The organism is Kordiimonas sp. SCSIO 12603 (assembly GCF_024398035.1).
GTDB lineage: Bacteria > Pseudomonadota > Alphaproteobacteria > Sphingomonadales > Kordiimonadaceae > Kordiimonas.
This window is the reverse complement of record NZ_CP073748.1, coordinates 3,289,181-3,303,664: the sequence shown is the minus strand read 5'-3', so window position 1 is coordinate 3,303,664 and position 14,484 is coordinate 3,289,181. Positions and strand designations below refer to the sequence as shown.

Here is a 14,484-nt window from a genome sequence, read left to right as displayed (position 1 = left end):
CCCTTACCTTATTTTAGGGGAGTACCTTATCAATTCTATGGTGAGATGCTAGATACTATGTACCTAAACTATGGCTTAGTAATTTAGAAGCTGCCAGGCGCTACTTGAAAGCAAGGTAAGCCTTCCTCGCGCCACATATTTACAACCTTGTCTCGATCATCAAAAATGGCGGAAGGCTTTTCCTTTTCAGCTAACAGCCATTTGCGCTTGAGAATATCATCTGGTGTATAATCTCTGTCAGCACGCATATGTTTGAGAAAGGACGCTGCAATACCGTGTTTTTCAAGCCAAGTTTCAGTTTCTGCGCGGACTATATCTGATCTGCCCGACCATATTTCTACGCGGTGGCCAGCAGTAACCAAGGCTTTAAAGGTAGCAATAACCGGATCATTGGGAGTATCGTGGATGCAGGCGCGAAAGAAGGCGGGCCAGTTTTTCTTTTTACCTTCTACATAATGCCTGCGGTGTTCAATAAGGGCGAGGGTGCCATCTAAGTCAAAGATAAAAAACAATTACTCGCCCTTACTTAATACGTTTTAGTTAGCTGCAGCGTATGCTTCTACAGTGCGCCAAACACGAAGAAGGTTACCAGACAGGATTTTCTTGATGTTTTCTTCTGTGTAGCCGCGCTTTAGTAAGCCTTCGACCAAGTTTGGATAGGTAGAAACATCTTTGAGACCTTCTGGCAGGCTATCACCTACACCGTCATAATCAGAGCCAATTCCTACATAATCAATACCTGCGATTTCAACTACATGATCGATATGATCAAGTACATCATCAAGTGTGGCGAAAGGATACGGATTGTCCTCGGCATACTTTTTATTGAATTCGGCTTGAAGGTCCGATGAAGCAGTCATGCCGTTTTCGGCTAGATATTTTGTGTATGCCTCAGTGCGCTTAGGGCCGTACTGATTAGCCTCTTCGGTGATGAAAGCGGACCCATAATTGATCATGATAACACTGCCGTTTGTGGTCAGTGCTTTGATCATTTCGTCGCTCATATTGCGCTCGAAGCCCGGCGTGAATTTCCGTGCTGAAGAATGTGAAGCAATTACAGGAGTTTTTGTGATCTCCATTACATCCCAAAAGGCTTTGTCAGATACATGGCTGATATCCACCATAATACCTAATTCATTCATGCGTTTTACGGCCTCTTTACCAAAGTCGGAAAGGCCGTCGTTTGGACGGTTTACGTCATAAGAGCTATCCGAGATATGATTAGCTTTCGAATGAGCCAGTGTGATGTAACGAATGCCGAGTTCATAGAAATAATCTAGGTTATTCAGATCTCCTGACACCGGAGAGCCGTTTTCCATGCCGAGAGGTAGAGCAATTTTACCATCTTTGAAGGCCTGCTCTACATCTGCAACGGTTTTGGCAACGATATATTTTCCAGGGGCTTCTGACACCATGCGGTTCACGATTGCAATCATTTCAAGAGCATGTTCTTTGGCTTTTGGAGTACCATCATGGGCTGCGGGTGTATAGATTGACATGAAAGGTGCGTTTAAGCCGCCTTCTACCGCCCGGTTATAGTCGAAATCTCCACCGTGGGTGCTATGGGATACGTCTTCCCATTTTCTATCAAGCCGATAGGGCACATCAATATGTGTATCAATAACGATAGTTTCCAATGCGATCCGTTTGGCTTCAGTTTTTTGGTTTTGTTCTGATGTCTCGCTTCCGCCACATGCGGCAAGTGCAAGCATTGAAACGCCTGCTACTAAGGCTTTCATAATAAGCTCCCCCTAGAACTGAATTTGATTGCCTTTATCGCTACCTGATAAATGTGGCGCTCGCAAGACTTAGCAAAGAAAAAGCCGCCTTGGAGAGAGGCGGCTTAGGGCTAGGGAGTTAGGGAGGGGAATTAGTTTAGGCAACCATTGCGTTCAGCATCCACTGAGCTTTTTCGTGTACTGTCAGGCGGTCTGTTAAGAGGCCAGCAGATACTTCATCCCCAGCTTCAGCAGCTTGACCAATGATTGGGCGAATACGTTCTGCAAGTTGGTGGTGCGCCGCTGAAAGTGTTTTTACCATTGCTTCGGCTGCTGCGTCTTCATCACCATCAGCGATGTTGCCAAGGCTCTGGAAAGCCGCGAGACCCGCTGGTGCTTTTGAGCCAAGAGTTCTGATACGTTCTGCGATTTCATCAATCGCTGGCGCTAACTCAAGATACTGCTCTTCTGTTAGGGCATGAACTGGTTGGAATAGTGGGCCCACAACGTTCCAATGCACATTCTGAGTTAAAACATAAAGCTGTACAGATTCTGCGAGAACTGGCTTTAGTGCATCTGCGATAATGTTGGTAGCGTTTGTCATTTCAATTTCCTCGGCGTTGTTTCCTTGAAAATAAATATAGCCACTACCAACATATTTGTAAAATTACATATTTTTGTGAAATTAATCGTTTTATTCGATTAATTCGTTTTGCTCTTGTTTCCAGATGTACCAGCTATAACCAAGTGGGAAGAAGGCCGCTGGCATAAGTAAAGCAATAAGTACATAGCTTAGATCTTGGGCTGCTACTATGAAAGATAGAGCGATAACGATAAGCCCGATAACTACATAGAGCTTACCTGCAAGGCGGTGGGTTTTCTTCCACACCGTTTCACTGGACAGGGTCCAAGGTGTTCTGATCCCGACAAAGAAGGTTGATTTCAATTTGCCCAGATAGTTGCCCATTACAGCAAACATCAGGCCGATACCGCCTACAAGTGTATTGATGGTGATCGTCGCGTATCCAAAGGCTGCACTGATAATCATACCTTGAGCAATAAGAATAACGATTGAGACACCAATAGTAATGGCCTGAAAGGCTTTGCCAGATTGTTCCAGATGCTCTCGTCTGGGCTCAAGCTGTTTCAGGAAGGAAAGAATTAGCAAAACAATGATGAAGGTGCCTGGTACACCGAGCAGAGCACCAAGAGGACTTGCTGTACGGTCAACTTCTCCGTTGATATTCCAGTGGACTGGAATTTCAATTGATGGATCTAGTTGGAAATAGCTATAGAGGCCTGCAGCCAGCGTGATGATAGCAATTGTCCATGGCCATTTAAGTAATTTAAGCATTTTCTTTCCCCTCTTTGTTCTTTGAAAGCAGGCCAACGATAGATGTGAGCAAATCTTCCACCACGCTTGTGTTGAGGCTGTAGGTGATGGTGGTGCCGCTACGAGATGTGGAAACCAAATCTGCGGCTTTCAGTACATTGAAGTGGCCGGATAGGGTTGATTTCCCAACATCCAATTGGTCTGCAATTTCGCCCGCTGTCATGTCTTGGGCCTTTAGCATTTCCAGTATTTCCCTGCGAACAGGAGAGGAAAGTGCATTGAATACGTCTGACATATTGTATGCCTATAATTTGTTATTTCGCTAATAAACGAAATAATGAGCGTGGATCAAAATGTCAAGGATACGCTATTAATTAATTTTCAGAATGATGGCACCAAAGGCAATAATTATTGCAGCGAGGGTACGTCTTTTTGAAAAGGATTCTTTGAGGATAATCAATCCGATCAGGGTTGCAAATATGATGCTTGTTTCTCTAAGGGCGGCAACTTCGGCAATAGAGCCATGTCTATATGCAAGAAGGGCTAGTGCATAACCTGTATAAGCGATAATCATGACAGGTACCCCTATATGCCAGTTGGCAAGTGTGTCTTGGAATATTCTTATGCCTCTCGATTTAAGACCTGCGGCAATGAAGACAGGGGCAAAAATAACATTCGACCAAATAATGAAACTAAATGGGTTGTTGGCCGTTTTAACGCCTATTGCATCAATCACAGAATAGCCTGCGATAAAAATTCCGGTGAATAGTGCAAGTATGGTGGCTTTGCGAGTTTCCGGGGTGAAGCGAAAACTGCCGGTTAGAAATATCCCTCCAACAATGATAGCGATGGCTAAATATTCTGGCAGTGTCAGTTTTTCGGCAAGCAGGAAGAAACTTATAAAAGCTACAAAAAGTGGTCCCGTACCACGGGCGATTGGGTAAACATGTGTTAGGTCTCCTGCCTCAAGCGTTTTAAGGAGTACTGCTTGATATCCTCCATGAAGGATGAGCGAGATGATTAACCAAAACCACAGTTCAGAAGTTGGGAAAGGTACAAAAAACGTTAGTGGGAGGCAGAGAATACCGCCTCCGGCACACATCATAAATGTGATGGAGAATTTGTCGGATGTTGATTTAACCGCAGCACTCCACCCTGCATGAAACAGGGCGGAGATCAGGATTAGTATAGTTGAAAAATGATCAGCCCAGAAATCTGAAGCCGCCATTTAATTTGAGACCGAACAGGTTGTTTGCACAAGGGTATCGGGAATGTTCTCCCAATTTTCTATCTGTTTAGCCTCTTCATGATATTTACTTAAAAAATCACAAGGGCCGGACGCTATTAATGAGCGTAGAACCTCTACGCCCAGTTTCTGTTTCAGGCGGTAGGTAATTACGGCGCCGGTAACTGCTCCCCACTTATCCCAAAAACGCCCTCCGGCTGTAGATGTCCAAAGAAGCTCATCTTTCGTTTCTGTATCTTCGGCGTTTACCAGTTGATCGAATTTGTCGTGAAACTTAGTGAATAATGCTTTTGTGCGTTCAGGCCAGTTATCATAAACGATTTTGGGCTCCAACCTGCGGCGTAGGGAATAATAATGCCCAACCCCCTCATTAAGCATAATATAGCTCAGGTTTTTAAGGGAACTGGGCGAACCTTCATAAACGTTTGCGGTTTCTTCATTTTGATTGCGGTATCCCACATGCCAGAGTTCGTGGCGTAATAGATGCGGGAAGAAGTCAGCGGAAATCACGGGAAGGTTCATAAACAAATATTGTTTGCCCTCGCTTGCAAAACCAAATCCGTCGTAGCGAGCGCCGCATACAATGCGGATGCTGAAATTTTCTGGTATGGCGTTAGGGCCTAGAAATTCGGTTGCTTCGGCAGATAGTGTTGCCAACTGCTTCTTCAGAGAAGGCAGTGTATCAGAATAGTTTTGCAAACGTTCGCGCTGCTGGCTGATTTGTTCGTATGAGATTTGAAAGCGGTCAGGTAAGCCTTCTTTCATTAATAGATTGTTTGGGTGTGTCTCAAACTTTTCTCGAAGTTCTGCATTTGTTGGGTCGTTCGCGAGCGCCAGACACTGCGAAAGCATTGAGGCGTCAAAATCGACGCCTCTTGCATTACCGGTTACTGCGATAATTGAGAACAATACCCCCCAAATATGTCTCATTATTTTTCCTTTAACTTAACTTTGAACAGGCAGTTTGAATTCGTGTACATGCCTCTATAAGAGCTTCATTGGATGTTGCGTAAGAAACTCGGAAATGTGGGCTCAGGCCGAAGGCTTCTCCGTGCACGGCAGCTACGCCGTAATCTTCAAGAATATAGGTTACGAAATCTTCGTCGGTTTTAATGGTCTTGCCGGATGGAGTTTTTTTGCCAATACAGCCAGCGATGGATGGATATACGTAGAAGGCGCCTTCTGGTGTTGGGCATTCAATACCGTCTGCCTCATTGAGCATTTTAACAACCAGATCTCGACGTTCCTGGAAAACAGCAGCTCTATCTTTCAGATAACCTTGCGGGCCCATAAGGGCTTCAACTGTTGCGGCCTGGCTGATTGAACATGGGTTTGAAGTGCTTTGTGATTGTACTTTTGCCATCGCTTTAATAAGAGCAGGGTCGCCAGCGGCGTATCCGATACGCCAGCCTGTCATCGCATATGCTTTTGCAACACCGTTCATTGTTAGTGTGCGGTGGGCCACTTCTGGTACAGCTGCAGCAAAGGTTGTGAACTCAAAGCCTTCATAAACAATATGTTCGTAGATATCATCAGCAAATACCCAGACATGTTCGTGGCGTTTGATAACTTCACCAAGAGCCTTAATTTCTTCAGCCGTGTAAGCAGCGCCAGATGGGTTGGATGGTGAGTTGAAAATTAGCCATTTAGTTTTCGGTGTAATGGCAGCTTCAAGAGCCTCTGGAGTCATCTTGAAGTTTGTATCAATTGATGTTTCTACAAATACTGGTGCGCCGCCCGCAAGAAGTGTCATATCCGGGTAGCTTACCCAATATGGTGTTGGGATAACAACTTCATCATCGGGGTTAAGTGTTGCCATAAGGGCATTGTAAATTGTGTGTTTGCCGCCGCTATTTACAGTGATTTGATTTGGTTCGAATGAAAGGCCATTTTCGCGCTTGAACTTCTCAATAATCGCAGCCTTAACAGCTGGCGTGCCGTCTACCTTCGTGTATTTCGTATCACCGGCCTTGATCGCCTCAATTGCAGCATCTTTGATGTTGTCTGGCGTATCGAAATCAGGCTCACCAGCGCCAAGGCCAATAACATCCTTGCCGGCAGCGCGAAGCTCAGCAGCTTTAGCGGTTACAGCCATGGTTGGTGAAGGTTTAATGCGGTCTAGAGATTTAGACAAAAAAGACATTTTCAAGCGTCCCAAAAAAAGAATGGATATTGTGCCGCCACCATAGGCCTGTTGGTTCTTTCAGGCAATGCTTAGTTGGTAAGAAAAATGTATTTTATCTTGTGGGTTTGAAATATTATTTCGTTCGTTTAGGTGGGATTGGCACTCCGGTTGCTGTGGCCAGTGCAACCGGAATACCTGGAAGGAAGGTGGATAGGCTTCGGGAGGGTGAAGTCTACCCTTTGTATATCAGCAAAACCGGGGAGGGTTGGTTGCTGATATGATATTACCCAGGAAGGTAAAACCTGAATTTATCAGGTAGCCACTAAGAGTTTATGTGCCCATATATTCTCCTTAAAATGATGCTGACAGGCTCGCGATCACTCCCGCATCGCCCAAGTTCGAGCCTGAATTTGCTGTGTCGATATAACTTACGGATAGTGAGTATTTGCTGAAACTGTAGGAAAGGCCCAAAGACCAATCCCATTTTTCGTTACCAAATGCTCCATCTTCAAAGCCAAGGCTGGCTGAAGCGGAGAGTGAATTGGTGAGCGGGTAACTGGCATTACCGTATATGTAGATATTATCGGTGCCGCCAATATTATCCTGATCAAACGCGTAAGCGGTCCCTAATGTCCAGCTGAACTTGTCAGCGGACCCGCTTATGGAGGCGTATGTTTCATAGTAATCAGTACCACCGGATGAGCCGGGATACAGATAGGCGATGAAGCCAACGTTGTAGGATAGATTGCTGTTAATGTTACCCGCATACCCGCCATACAGGTCTAGCTCAAGCTCAGAACCATTGAAGCTTTCAATTGAGGAACCCCATGTGCTCAAATAAAAGCCGCTTTCGTGGTTGAGGTTAAAGCCACCTTGAATGGCGAAATCTTTATCGGAAAGGGAAAGGCCTCGGAAACGGTAATCACTTGTTAAAGTAGCGCTGCCTGAAAAGCTAAAAGGGGAAGAGGTATCTTGTGCGCTGGCTTCTACTGAAAATAGTGCGGTAGTAATAAATAAACTGGCGCTAAAAAAAGCTGCGCCTTTAAGTGAACGTTTCCTGATGGACATTTAGTTTCTCCGTTATTGTTGTCTCCTTCTTTGCATGGGGTGTGCCAGTTTTTTTAAATAAATAAGTAATTGATTTTAAATGATAAAGTTTAAATATAGTAATTTTTATAATTTAAAAATGATTAAATAATAACCATTGATTAAATTGTGTGCATTCAAGGCAATAAAGTTTCAAATGACACTTTCTGTCAGTAAGTGTACCTGATATGCAGGCGCCTTTCTTGAAAACAAAAAGCGAACAAGGCACATTATGGAAACGATTCTCTCTGTACCTGTTTGGAAAGCTCTATGTCGCAGCCTGTGAACCAGAATATTTTTGTTCCGCACCGTCCTGAACGCCCCGAAAAAACCGAAGGCGGCAGGCGGTTTGAGGTGGTTTCTGAGTTCACACCGGCGGGTGATCAGCCCACAGCAATCGGTGAATTGGTAGATGGTATTAAAGAAGGGGAGCAGGATCAGGTGCTGCTCGGTGTAACTGGGTCAGGTAAGACCTTCACAGTTGCAAAGATTATTGAAGAAACGCAGCGCCCAGCACTTATTTTGGCCCCCAATAAAACACTGGCTGCGCAGCTTTATGGCGAGTTTAAAAGCTTCTTCCCAAACAACGCTGTGGAATATTTCGTTTCTTACTATGATTATTATCAGCCGGAGGCCTACGTGCCGCGCACCGATACGTTTGTAGAAAAAGAAGCCACCATCAACGAGCAGATTGACAGGATGCGCCACTCAGCGACGCGGGCAATCCTCGAGCGAGATGACGTGATCATCGTGGCATCAGTGTCCTGCATTTATGGTATTGGCTCGGTTGAAACCTATACCGCGATGACCTTTGGTATCAAAGCTGGTGATGAGATTGATAACCGGGATTTGCTGCGCCGTCTTGTAGCCATGCAGTATACCCGCAATGATGCAGCCTTCCAGCGTGGTACCTTCCGGGTGCGCGGGGACACGATCGATATTTTCCCAAGTCACTATGAAGACCGGGCATGGCGCCTCATGATGTTTGGTGATGAAGTGGAGGAGATTGTTGAGTTTGACCCGCTCACTGGCGAGAAGATGCAGTCGCTAGAAGCAATTAAAATATACGCGAACAGCCACTATGTAACCCCGCGCCCAACCCTTGATCAGGCTATTAAGGGAATTAAGTCAGAGCTTAAAGAGCGATTGAAGTATTATCAGGACCACGACCGTTTCCTTGAGGCCCAGCGGATTGATCAGCGCACCACCTTTGATCTGGAAATGATGGAAGCAACAGGCGCCTGTGCGGGTATTGAGAACTATAGCCGATACTTAACAGGCCGTAATCCAGGTGATCCACCACCAACGCTGTTTGAATATATTCCTGAAAATGCACTGCTGTTTGTGGATGAAAGCCATGTTGCTGTGGGGCAAATTAACGGTATGAGCCGAGGAGATGCTAAGCGGAAAGGTACACTTGCAGAATTTGGCTTCCGCTTGCCAAGCTGTGTTGATAACCGACCGCTCAAGTTTGATGAATGGGACGCGATGCGCCCGCAAACGGTTTATGTATCTGCAACACCGGGTGATTGGGAGCTTGAACGCACAGATGGCGTGTTCGCGGAGCAGGTTATTCGGCCTACTGGTCTGACCGACCCTGAAATTGACGTGCGTCCGGTGGAAAGTCAGGTGGATGACCTGATGCATGAAGCCCGTAAGATGGCGGAGAAAGGCCTGAGGGTACTGGCAACGACACTGACCAAACGCATGGCGGAAGATCTTACAGAATATCTCCATGAAAACGGTATCAAGGTGCGCTACATGCACTCTGATATCGATACACTTGAGCGGATTGAAATTATTCGTGATCTTCGCCTTGGTGCCTTTGATGTGCTCGTGGGGATTAACCTTCTGCGTGAGGGGCTGGATATTCCTGAATGTGGACTTGTGGCTATCTTAGATGCAGACAAAGAAGGATTCCTCCGTTCTGAACGATCGCTTGTTCAGACCATTGGTCGCGCGGCGCGGAACGCAGAGGGTCGTGTTATTTTGTATGCAGATAAAATTACAGGTTCGCTTGAAAAGGCGATCGCAGAGACAGAACGCAGGCGTAAGAAACAGACTGAATATAATATTGAGCACGGCATTACACCAACTACAGTGAAGAAGAATGTAGGCGATATTCTGGAGCATGTTTCTTCGGGCGATTACGTGACCGTGGATATTGGCGATGATGCCGAGCATTTGGTTGGCTCTAACCTTAAGAAGCATATCGAAACGCTTATGGCGAAAATGAAAGAGGCTGCTGAGAACCTTGAGTTTGAAGAAGCTGCACGTCTGCGGGATGAAGTGAAAAAACTTGAGGCTGGCGAGCTGGGCATCGGTACATCACACGGTAAACCAAAGGGACGTTCCTTAGGCGGTAAACCGGGAACACGAACCAAGAAGGCTAAAAGCCACCGGAAAATGTATTAGGGGGAATGCATGACACGCGATGAATTCGATGCTTTTTGCGCATCACTAAAAGCAACTACTAATGTAATCCAGTGGGGTGATAGTTCTGTTTGGAAGGTAGGCGGTAAGATATTTGCCATTGCTGGTATTTGGGGCGAGGGTGCGCATACCAAGGTGAGCTTCAAATGTAGTGAGCTCAGTTACCAGATACTCTGTGAATTGGAGGGCGTTGTACCAGCGCCGTATCTGGCGCGTGCTAAATGGGTGCAGGTGCAGGAAGACGGCGCTCTATCTGATGATGATATAAAAAGCTATATCGAAGAGGCCCACGAGATTATTGCGGGTAAGCTTACTAAAAAGTTGCGTACAGAATTAGGACTTTAGATATCCCTTTTGTTTCGGGTATCTGTGCGCCTTAAGAAGCGTCTTAAAAAGGCGGGAAGATGAGGTTCTGCTTTACGTAGTTTTTCATTGGTTTCGGGAAAGTTTTTACGTTTGCGTTTTACCCAGCGCAAAACAAGCGGATTTATACAAGCGATCGCAATGCCTACCACCATTAAGATCAGCCCCGTTGGTAGTGGTAGCGGGAATGTAATTGCACCGACGATAAAAACCAAGCCACCTACGGGCAGCGCGGCCCATCGAAGTAATTTCTTTATTGGTTGCCGTGTCACAAAAAGATCTTAGCCTTATATTCTTGAGTTAAGCACCTACATATAAAAACCAATTGCCACAATTTTGTGAAACTATTGGGGCATTCTTATACTTATATGGTTAGTATAACCTGAGACTTCTTATCAATTTGCTGTTAATGAAAGTGAACGTTTAGATGGCCGATTTTTTTGATCATATTCTCGATAAACATGCGGATTTCATCGCACAGCAACCGATGTTTTTTACTGCTACAGCCTGTTCAGAGGGGCGCATTAACCTGAGCCCTAAGGGTATGGATAGTTTCCGTGTTCTGAACGCTAATCTGGTGGGGTATCTGGATGTAACTGGTAGCGGTAATGAAACCAGTACCCATCTAAAGCATGATGGGCGTATCACAATTATGTTCAATAGCTTTACTCGTAATCCCTTGATCTACCGCATATATGGGCGAGGTCGGGTCGCGCGGGTCGGTAGTGCTGAATATCAGACATATGCTTCCGAATTCCCGGAAATCCCAGGTGTACGGCAGATTATTTTAATTGAAGTAGAAAGCGTTCAAACCAGTTGTGGTTACGGTGTGCCTGAAATGGAGGTGAAGGCTGAACGTCCGACAATGGTTCGGTGGGCTGAAAGCAAGGGCGAAGAAGGTGTTCTCGCCTATCAACAGGAAAAAAATGTTGTATCCATAGATGGTTTGGATACTGGACTGAATGATTAGAGTGAAGGTTTATTGTGCAGCAGCAGAGCAACATTGACCAGTTGGTAATGCTTAGATCAGGCCTTGATCCTAGTGATGCAGATTTACTGAAATCTGTGTTGGAAGGTGAGAGTATCCAGACTTTTGTATCAGATAATGGTATGCGTGCAGCGGGTTACCGCTCGGTCGTAGATGTGATGGTTAAATCGACTGATCATGCTGAAGCTTCTAAGCTTCTTGAAAAGATCGTCACTATGCCCCGCTGTGCCATCCCTATAAGGCGTGATGATGACGGCGAAGAGTATGCATGTAAACACTGTGGTTCTGTGCGCGTTCACCCTTTTGAAGGGGAAGTGCCAACCTTTATTCCCGGGATTAGGATAGCAGCAAAAAAATCGGACAAATGGTTTCACTGCTTACAGTGTGATAGCCATTACAGGGAAGAACGTTCTCGTTTTTCTGGTATGCCGATTGCGTTTGCATGGGGTGGTGCGCTTGGTGGCTTTTCCATTGCGCTCTATATGATTATTGATTGGCTACGGTGGCTTTAGCTTATTCTTTAAGTAGTTTTACAAACACTTGTAGGTCATCCGGGATATTGGTGATGTGTAGTTCGCTTCCAAACTTACGGGCTTGATCTTGTGCAAGTTTGAGCATGCCGACACCTGTTGAGTCCATCGACTGTAAATTTTTCAGAGAGATTGTGGTGCGGGGTGTGTTGGGAGTAATGGCTTCCAGAACTTTTCGAAAACCAAGATGGTAATCGAATGTAAGGTCCCCCTCCAGATGGATGTGGGTTTCCTTGTCGATAGTCTCGACTTTAAAATCCATGATATTCCCCCGCTTCATGCTCAAATAGCGCCTACTATTTGCGCGAAGAGTTGAACAGAAGCGGGGATAAGAATCAATCTTTAGGTTTGTAAATAATCGTAAAAGATTAATAGCTCAATTCTGTGAAGAGCTTAGCTGTGTTGCCTTGCCAGTCACTTTCCATCATATCTTTGATGCTGTCGGCAGGTGTTTTGCCAGAATCGGCGCTATCCCAGAGTGATTTGAGGAAACCTTGTTCGGTTTCACCGCTGGTGGAGAAGCGAGCACGGTTCTTAAGACCAAGGTCTGAAATTTTCAAAACTTCCTTAGCTAGATCTTGGAATGTGCGTCCATTTACTTCAGTTTGCAGGCCATGCTGTGGCGCATTATCGCGCATAGCCGCCATTTCTTCGATAGACCAGTTTTTAACAAGATCCCATGCGGCCGATTGCGCTTCTGTATCATACAGAAGGCCAACCCAGAATGCAGGAAGAGCACACAGGCGAGACCATGGACCGCCATCAGCGCCGCGCATCTCAAGGAATGTCTTAAGGCGCACTTCCGGGAATAGAGTAGTCATATGGTCTTCAAAATCTACCATAGTTGGAAGTTCACCGGGCAGAGCAGGAAGCTCACCTTTCATGAAGTCACGGAAAGATTGGCCTGCTGCATTCATATATTTATCGCCGCGGCGTACGAAATACATTGGCGTATCAAGTAGGTGATCTGCCCAGCGCTCAAAGCCCATGCCGTCTTCAAAAACAAATGGCAGCATGCCGCAGCGGTCAGGGTCGGTGTCTGTCCACACGTGGCTGCGAAGACTCTTGAAGCCGTTCAGTTTGCCTTCTTTCATAGGGGAGTTGGCAAACAATGCTGTTGCAAGGGGTTGTAGAGCGAGGCTGATGCGGAATTTCTCAACCATGTCTGCTTCACTTGCGAAATCAAGGTTCACCTGGACCGTGCATGTGCGCAGCATCATATCAAGGCCCATGGTGCCAACGGTTGGCATATAGGCACGCATAATGTCGTAACGTGCTTTTGGCATTACCGGGATTTCTTCACGCTTCAGAGTGGGGTGAAAGCCAAGGCCCAAGAAGCCTATATTCAGCTTTTCGCCAATCTCTTGTGTACACTTCAAATGAGAAGATGTTTCGTTGCAGGTTTGGTGAATAGTTTCAAGCGGGGCGCCTGACAGCTCAAACTGCCCACCAGGTTCTAATGTGATTGATGCACCATCTTTTTTGGCGGCAATTAAGTAACCATTTTCTTCGTAGGGGGCCCAACCGTGGTCAACAAATGCTTGAATAACATCTTTGATGCCAGGCTTATCGCCTTGTGCTTCATAAGCAAGGGGGCTGTTGTCAGGGCGATAAAAGATAAACTTCTCATGCTCTGAACCAATCCGCCATGTGGACCGATCAGGCTTTGACCCTGTTTCCAGATACTCAACAAGATCAGCTTTCGCCGTGATAACTTTCTGTGAAGAAGACATAAATAAATGGTTCCCTAAAACCTTAAGCAAGTCCAGAATTTAGGTGCTGGATAGCGTTGTTTCAAGAAAAGTAAATTAGCTTCACGCGTAAGTGAGCATTTTTCCTACTAAAGTTGGCAGAATTACCAATCACCAACTGCGGATTGCCACAGGGTTAGTGCGGCCATTGCGGCAGTGTCTGCTCGTAAAACGCGAGGGCCGAGAGAAACGACTGTTGTTTGGGGCATTGATTTGATGCGATTACGCTCGTTTTCATCGAAACCACCTTCTGGTCCGATGATAATTGCCCATGGTTCATTTGTAGCGTTGCTGAGTATTGCGAGTGCCTCATGTGCTGACTTGCCGCTCAAATCTTCGTCACAGAACATGATACGGCGGTCTTCAGGCCAATTATCAAGTAGTTTGTCCAGTTTTCCCGGTTCAGCAACCGTTGGTACAGTTAGGCGTTCACACTGTTCAGCAGCTTCTACGGCGTTAGCGTGCAGGCGCTCAGTTTTTACACGGTCTACAATCGTACGGCGTGTATAGACAGGATACAGATGTCCTACACCTAGTTCGGTTGCTTTTTGGGCGATAAAATCGATACGCGCTTTTTTAATAGGGGCGAATACCAGCCATACATCAGGCTCTTCTATTTGTTCTTTCACCCTCTCAGTGATGCGCACAGTAACGGCGCGTTTTTTAATGTCGGATATTTCTGCAGCCCATTCACCGTCTTTCCCGTTGAATAGCGCGAGGCCCGCACCTGCCTTTAAGCGCATAACATTCGCAAGGTAGTGGCTTTGATCTTGCTCAAGCGTGATAAAACCATCACCGGGAAGGCTTGTTTCAATAAACAATCTGATATCAATTTTGTTGCGCATTCTGCATCTCCGATTGTGGTGAAAATCGCGACAAGTAGAACTTCTGTCAAGCATTCCTTGACACTA

General features: G+C 45.9%; 17 protein-coding genes. 4 read left to right on the top strand and 13 right to left on the bottom strand.

Features of this window, described 5'->3' with window-relative positions:
* Positions 1 to 83 precede the first annotated feature (83 nt).
* The 9 genes from KFE96_RS15500 to KFE96_RS15460 form a co-directional block, all read right to left on the bottom strand.
* The gene (locus KFE96_RS15500; protein ID WP_255833453.1) at positions 84 to 512 is read right to left on the bottom strand and encodes a hypothetical protein; all 429 of its coding nucleotides are present in this window, start codon (positions 510 to 512) and stop codon (positions 84 to 86) included.
* A 24-nt stretch (positions 513 to 536) separates the two neighbouring features.
* Complete coding sequence (locus tag KFE96_RS15495; RefSeq protein WP_255833451.1) at positions 537 to 1,739, bottom strand: dipeptidase; 1,203 nt, start codon at positions 1,737 to 1,739, stop codon at positions 537 to 539.
* Between the two features lie 136 nt (positions 1,740 to 1,875).
* Positions 1,876 to 2,322 carry a Dps family protein gene (locus KFE96_RS15490; RefSeq protein WP_255833449.1) on the bottom strand — a complete coding sequence of 149 codons (447 nt, stop codon included), beginning with the start codon at positions 2,320 to 2,322 and terminating at the stop codon, positions 1,876 to 1,878.
* Between the two features lie 90 nt (positions 2,323 to 2,412).
* A complete protein-coding gene (locus KFE96_RS15485) occupies positions 2,413 to 3,072 on the bottom strand; it encodes an SdpI family protein (RefSeq protein WP_255833448.1) in 660 nt (219 codons plus the stop codon).
* Positions 3,065 to 3,346: an autorepressor SdpR family transcription factor gene (locus KFE96_RS15480; RefSeq protein ID WP_247016707.1), complete on the bottom strand. Its 282-nt coding sequence runs from the start codon at positions 3,344 to 3,346 to the stop codon at positions 3,065 to 3,067. The genes KFE96_RS15485 and KFE96_RS15480 overlap by 8 nt, the downstream gene beginning before the upstream one ends.
* A gap of 75 nt (positions 3,347 to 3,421) precedes the next feature.
* Entirely contained in the window at positions 3,422 to 4,279 is an 858-nt protein-coding gene (locus KFE96_RS15475) for a DMT family transporter (protein WP_255833447.1), read from the bottom strand.
* The gene (locus KFE96_RS15470; protein WP_255833446.1) at positions 4,280 to 5,227 is read right to left on the bottom strand and encodes a DUF5700 domain-containing putative Zn-dependent protease; all 948 of its coding nucleotides are present in this window, start codon (positions 5,225 to 5,227) and stop codon (positions 4,280 to 4,282) included.
* A gap of 10 nt (positions 5,228 to 5,237) precedes the next feature.
* A complete protein-coding gene (locus tag KFE96_RS15465; RefSeq protein ID WP_255833445.1) occupies positions 5,238 to 6,440 on the bottom strand; it encodes a pyridoxal phosphate-dependent aminotransferase in 1,203 nt (400 codons plus the stop codon).
* Positions 6,441 to 6,773: 333 nt separating this feature from the next.
* Positions 6,774 to 7,490 (bottom strand): TorF family putative porin, encoded by a 717-nt coding sequence (locus KFE96_RS15460; RefSeq protein ID WP_255833443.1) that lies wholly within the window; start codon positions 7,488 to 7,490, stop codon positions 6,774 to 6,776.
* Positions 7,491 to 7,778: 288 nt separating this feature from the next.
* On the opposite strand from KFE96_RS15460, the gene uvrB reads away from it, so the two are divergent.
* Positions 7,779 to 9,923, top strand: a complete 2,145-nt coding sequence (gene uvrB, locus KFE96_RS15455; RefSeq protein ID WP_247016698.1) for an excinuclease ABC subunit UvrB — start codon at positions 7,779 to 7,781, stop codon at positions 9,921 to 9,923.
* A gap of 9 nt (positions 9,924 to 9,932) precedes the next feature.
* On the top strand, positions 9,933 to 10,286 hold the full coding sequence (locus tag KFE96_RS15450) for an MmcQ/YjbR family DNA-binding protein (RefSeq protein ID WP_255833442.1): 354 nt from the start codon (positions 9,933 to 9,935) through the stop codon (positions 10,284 to 10,286).
* Here the strand turns inward: KFE96_RS15450 and KFE96_RS15445 are convergent.
* A complete protein-coding gene (locus KFE96_RS15445) occupies positions 10,283 to 10,576 on the bottom strand; it encodes a hypothetical protein (RefSeq protein WP_255833441.1) in 294 nt (97 codons plus the stop codon). The genes KFE96_RS15450 and KFE96_RS15445 overlap by 4 nt on opposite strands.
* Positions 10,577 to 10,731: 155 nt before the next feature.
* Between KFE96_RS15445 and KFE96_RS15440 the strand changes: the two genes are divergently transcribed.
* Together KFE96_RS15440 and KFE96_RS15435 are read left to right on the top strand one after the other, a co-directional pair.
* The gene (locus KFE96_RS15440) at positions 10,732 to 11,274 is read left to right on the top strand and encodes a pyridoxamine 5'-phosphate oxidase family protein (protein WP_255833440.1); all 543 of its coding nucleotides are present in this window, start codon (positions 10,732 to 10,734) and stop codon (positions 11,272 to 11,274) included.
* Positions 11,275 to 11,288: 14 nt separating this feature from the next.
* Entirely contained in the window at positions 11,289 to 11,804 is a 516-nt protein-coding gene (locus KFE96_RS15435) for a putative signal transducing protein (RefSeq protein WP_255833439.1), read from the top strand.
* Position 11,805: 1 nt separating this feature from the next.
* Here KFE96_RS15435 and KFE96_RS15430 read toward each other — a convergent pair whose 3' ends face one another.
* The 3 genes from KFE96_RS15430 to KFE96_RS15420 form a co-directional block, all read right to left on the bottom strand.
* Positions 11,806 to 12,084 (bottom strand): lipid asymmetry maintenance protein MlaB, encoded by a 279-nt coding sequence (locus KFE96_RS15430; protein WP_255833438.1) that lies wholly within the window; start codon positions 12,082 to 12,084, stop codon positions 11,806 to 11,808.
* 106 nt (positions 12,085 to 12,190) lie between these two features.
* Positions 12,191 to 13,555 carry a glutamate--cysteine ligase gene (locus tag KFE96_RS15425; RefSeq protein WP_255833437.1) on the bottom strand — a complete coding sequence of 455 codons (1,365 nt, stop codon included), beginning with the start codon at positions 13,553 to 13,555 and terminating at the stop codon, positions 12,191 to 12,193.
* A gap of 122 nt (positions 13,556 to 13,677) precedes the next feature.
* On the bottom strand, positions 13,678 to 14,418 hold the full coding sequence (locus KFE96_RS15420) for a 16S rRNA (uracil(1498)-N(3))-methyltransferase (protein WP_255833436.1): 741 nt from the start codon (positions 14,416 to 14,418) through the stop codon (positions 13,678 to 13,680).
* Positions 14,419 to 14,484 lie beyond the last annotated feature (66 nt).

What these genes read in the sequence shown, in the direction of transcription:
- KFE96_RS15495 (WP_255833451.1), bottom strand. Translation starts at nt 1,739, where the DNA reads ATGAAAGCCTTAGTAGCAGGCGTTTCAATGCTTGCACTTGCCGCATGT.
- KFE96_RS15490 (WP_255833449.1), bottom strand. Translation starts at nt 2,322, where the DNA reads ATGACAAACGCTACCAACATTATCGCAGATGCACTAAAGCCAGTTCTC.
- KFE96_RS15485 (WP_255833448.1), bottom strand. Translation starts at nt 3,072, where the DNA reads ATGCTTAAATTACTTAAATGGCCATGGACAATTGCTATCATCACGCTG.
- KFE96_RS15480 (WP_247016707.1), bottom strand. Translation starts at nt 3,346, where the DNA reads ATGTCAGACGTATTCAATGCACTTTCCTCTCCTGTTCGCAGGGAAATA.
- KFE96_RS15475 (WP_255833447.1), bottom strand. Translation starts at nt 4,279, where the DNA reads ATGGCGGCTTCAGATTTCTGGGCTGATCATTTTTCAACTATACTAATC.
- KFE96_RS15470 (WP_255833446.1), bottom strand. Translation starts at nt 5,227, where the DNA reads ATGAGACATATTTGGGGGGTATTGTTCTCAATTATCGCAGTAACCGGT.
- KFE96_RS15465 (WP_255833445.1), bottom strand. Translation starts at nt 6,440, where the DNA reads ATGTCTTTTTTGTCTAAATCTCTAGACCGCATTAAACCTTCACCAACC.
- KFE96_RS15460 (WP_255833443.1), bottom strand. Translation starts at nt 7,490, where the DNA reads ATGTCCATCAGGAAACGTTCACTTAAAGGCGCAGCTTTTTTTAGCGCC.
- uvrB (WP_247016698.1), top strand. Translation starts at nt 7,779, where the DNA reads ATGTCGCAGCCTGTGAACCAGAATATTTTTGTTCCGCACCGTCCTGAA.
- KFE96_RS15450 (WP_255833442.1), top strand. Translation starts at nt 9,933, where the DNA reads ATGACACGCGATGAATTCGATGCTTTTTGCGCATCACTAAAAGCAACT.
- KFE96_RS15440 (WP_255833440.1), top strand. Translation starts at nt 10,732, where the DNA reads ATGGCCGATTTTTTTGATCATATTCTCGATAAACATGCGGATTTCATC.
- KFE96_RS15430 (WP_255833438.1), bottom strand. Translation starts at nt 12,084, where the DNA reads ATGGATTTTAAAGTCGAGACTATCGACAAGGAAACCCACATCCATCTG.
- KFE96_RS15425 (WP_255833437.1), bottom strand. Translation starts at nt 13,555, where the DNA reads ATGTCTTCTTCACAGAAAGTTATCACGGCGAAAGCTGATCTTGTTGAG.
- KFE96_RS15420 (WP_255833436.1), bottom strand. Translation starts at nt 14,418, where the DNA reads ATGCGCAACAAAATTGATATCAGATTGTTTATTGAAACAAGCCTTCCC.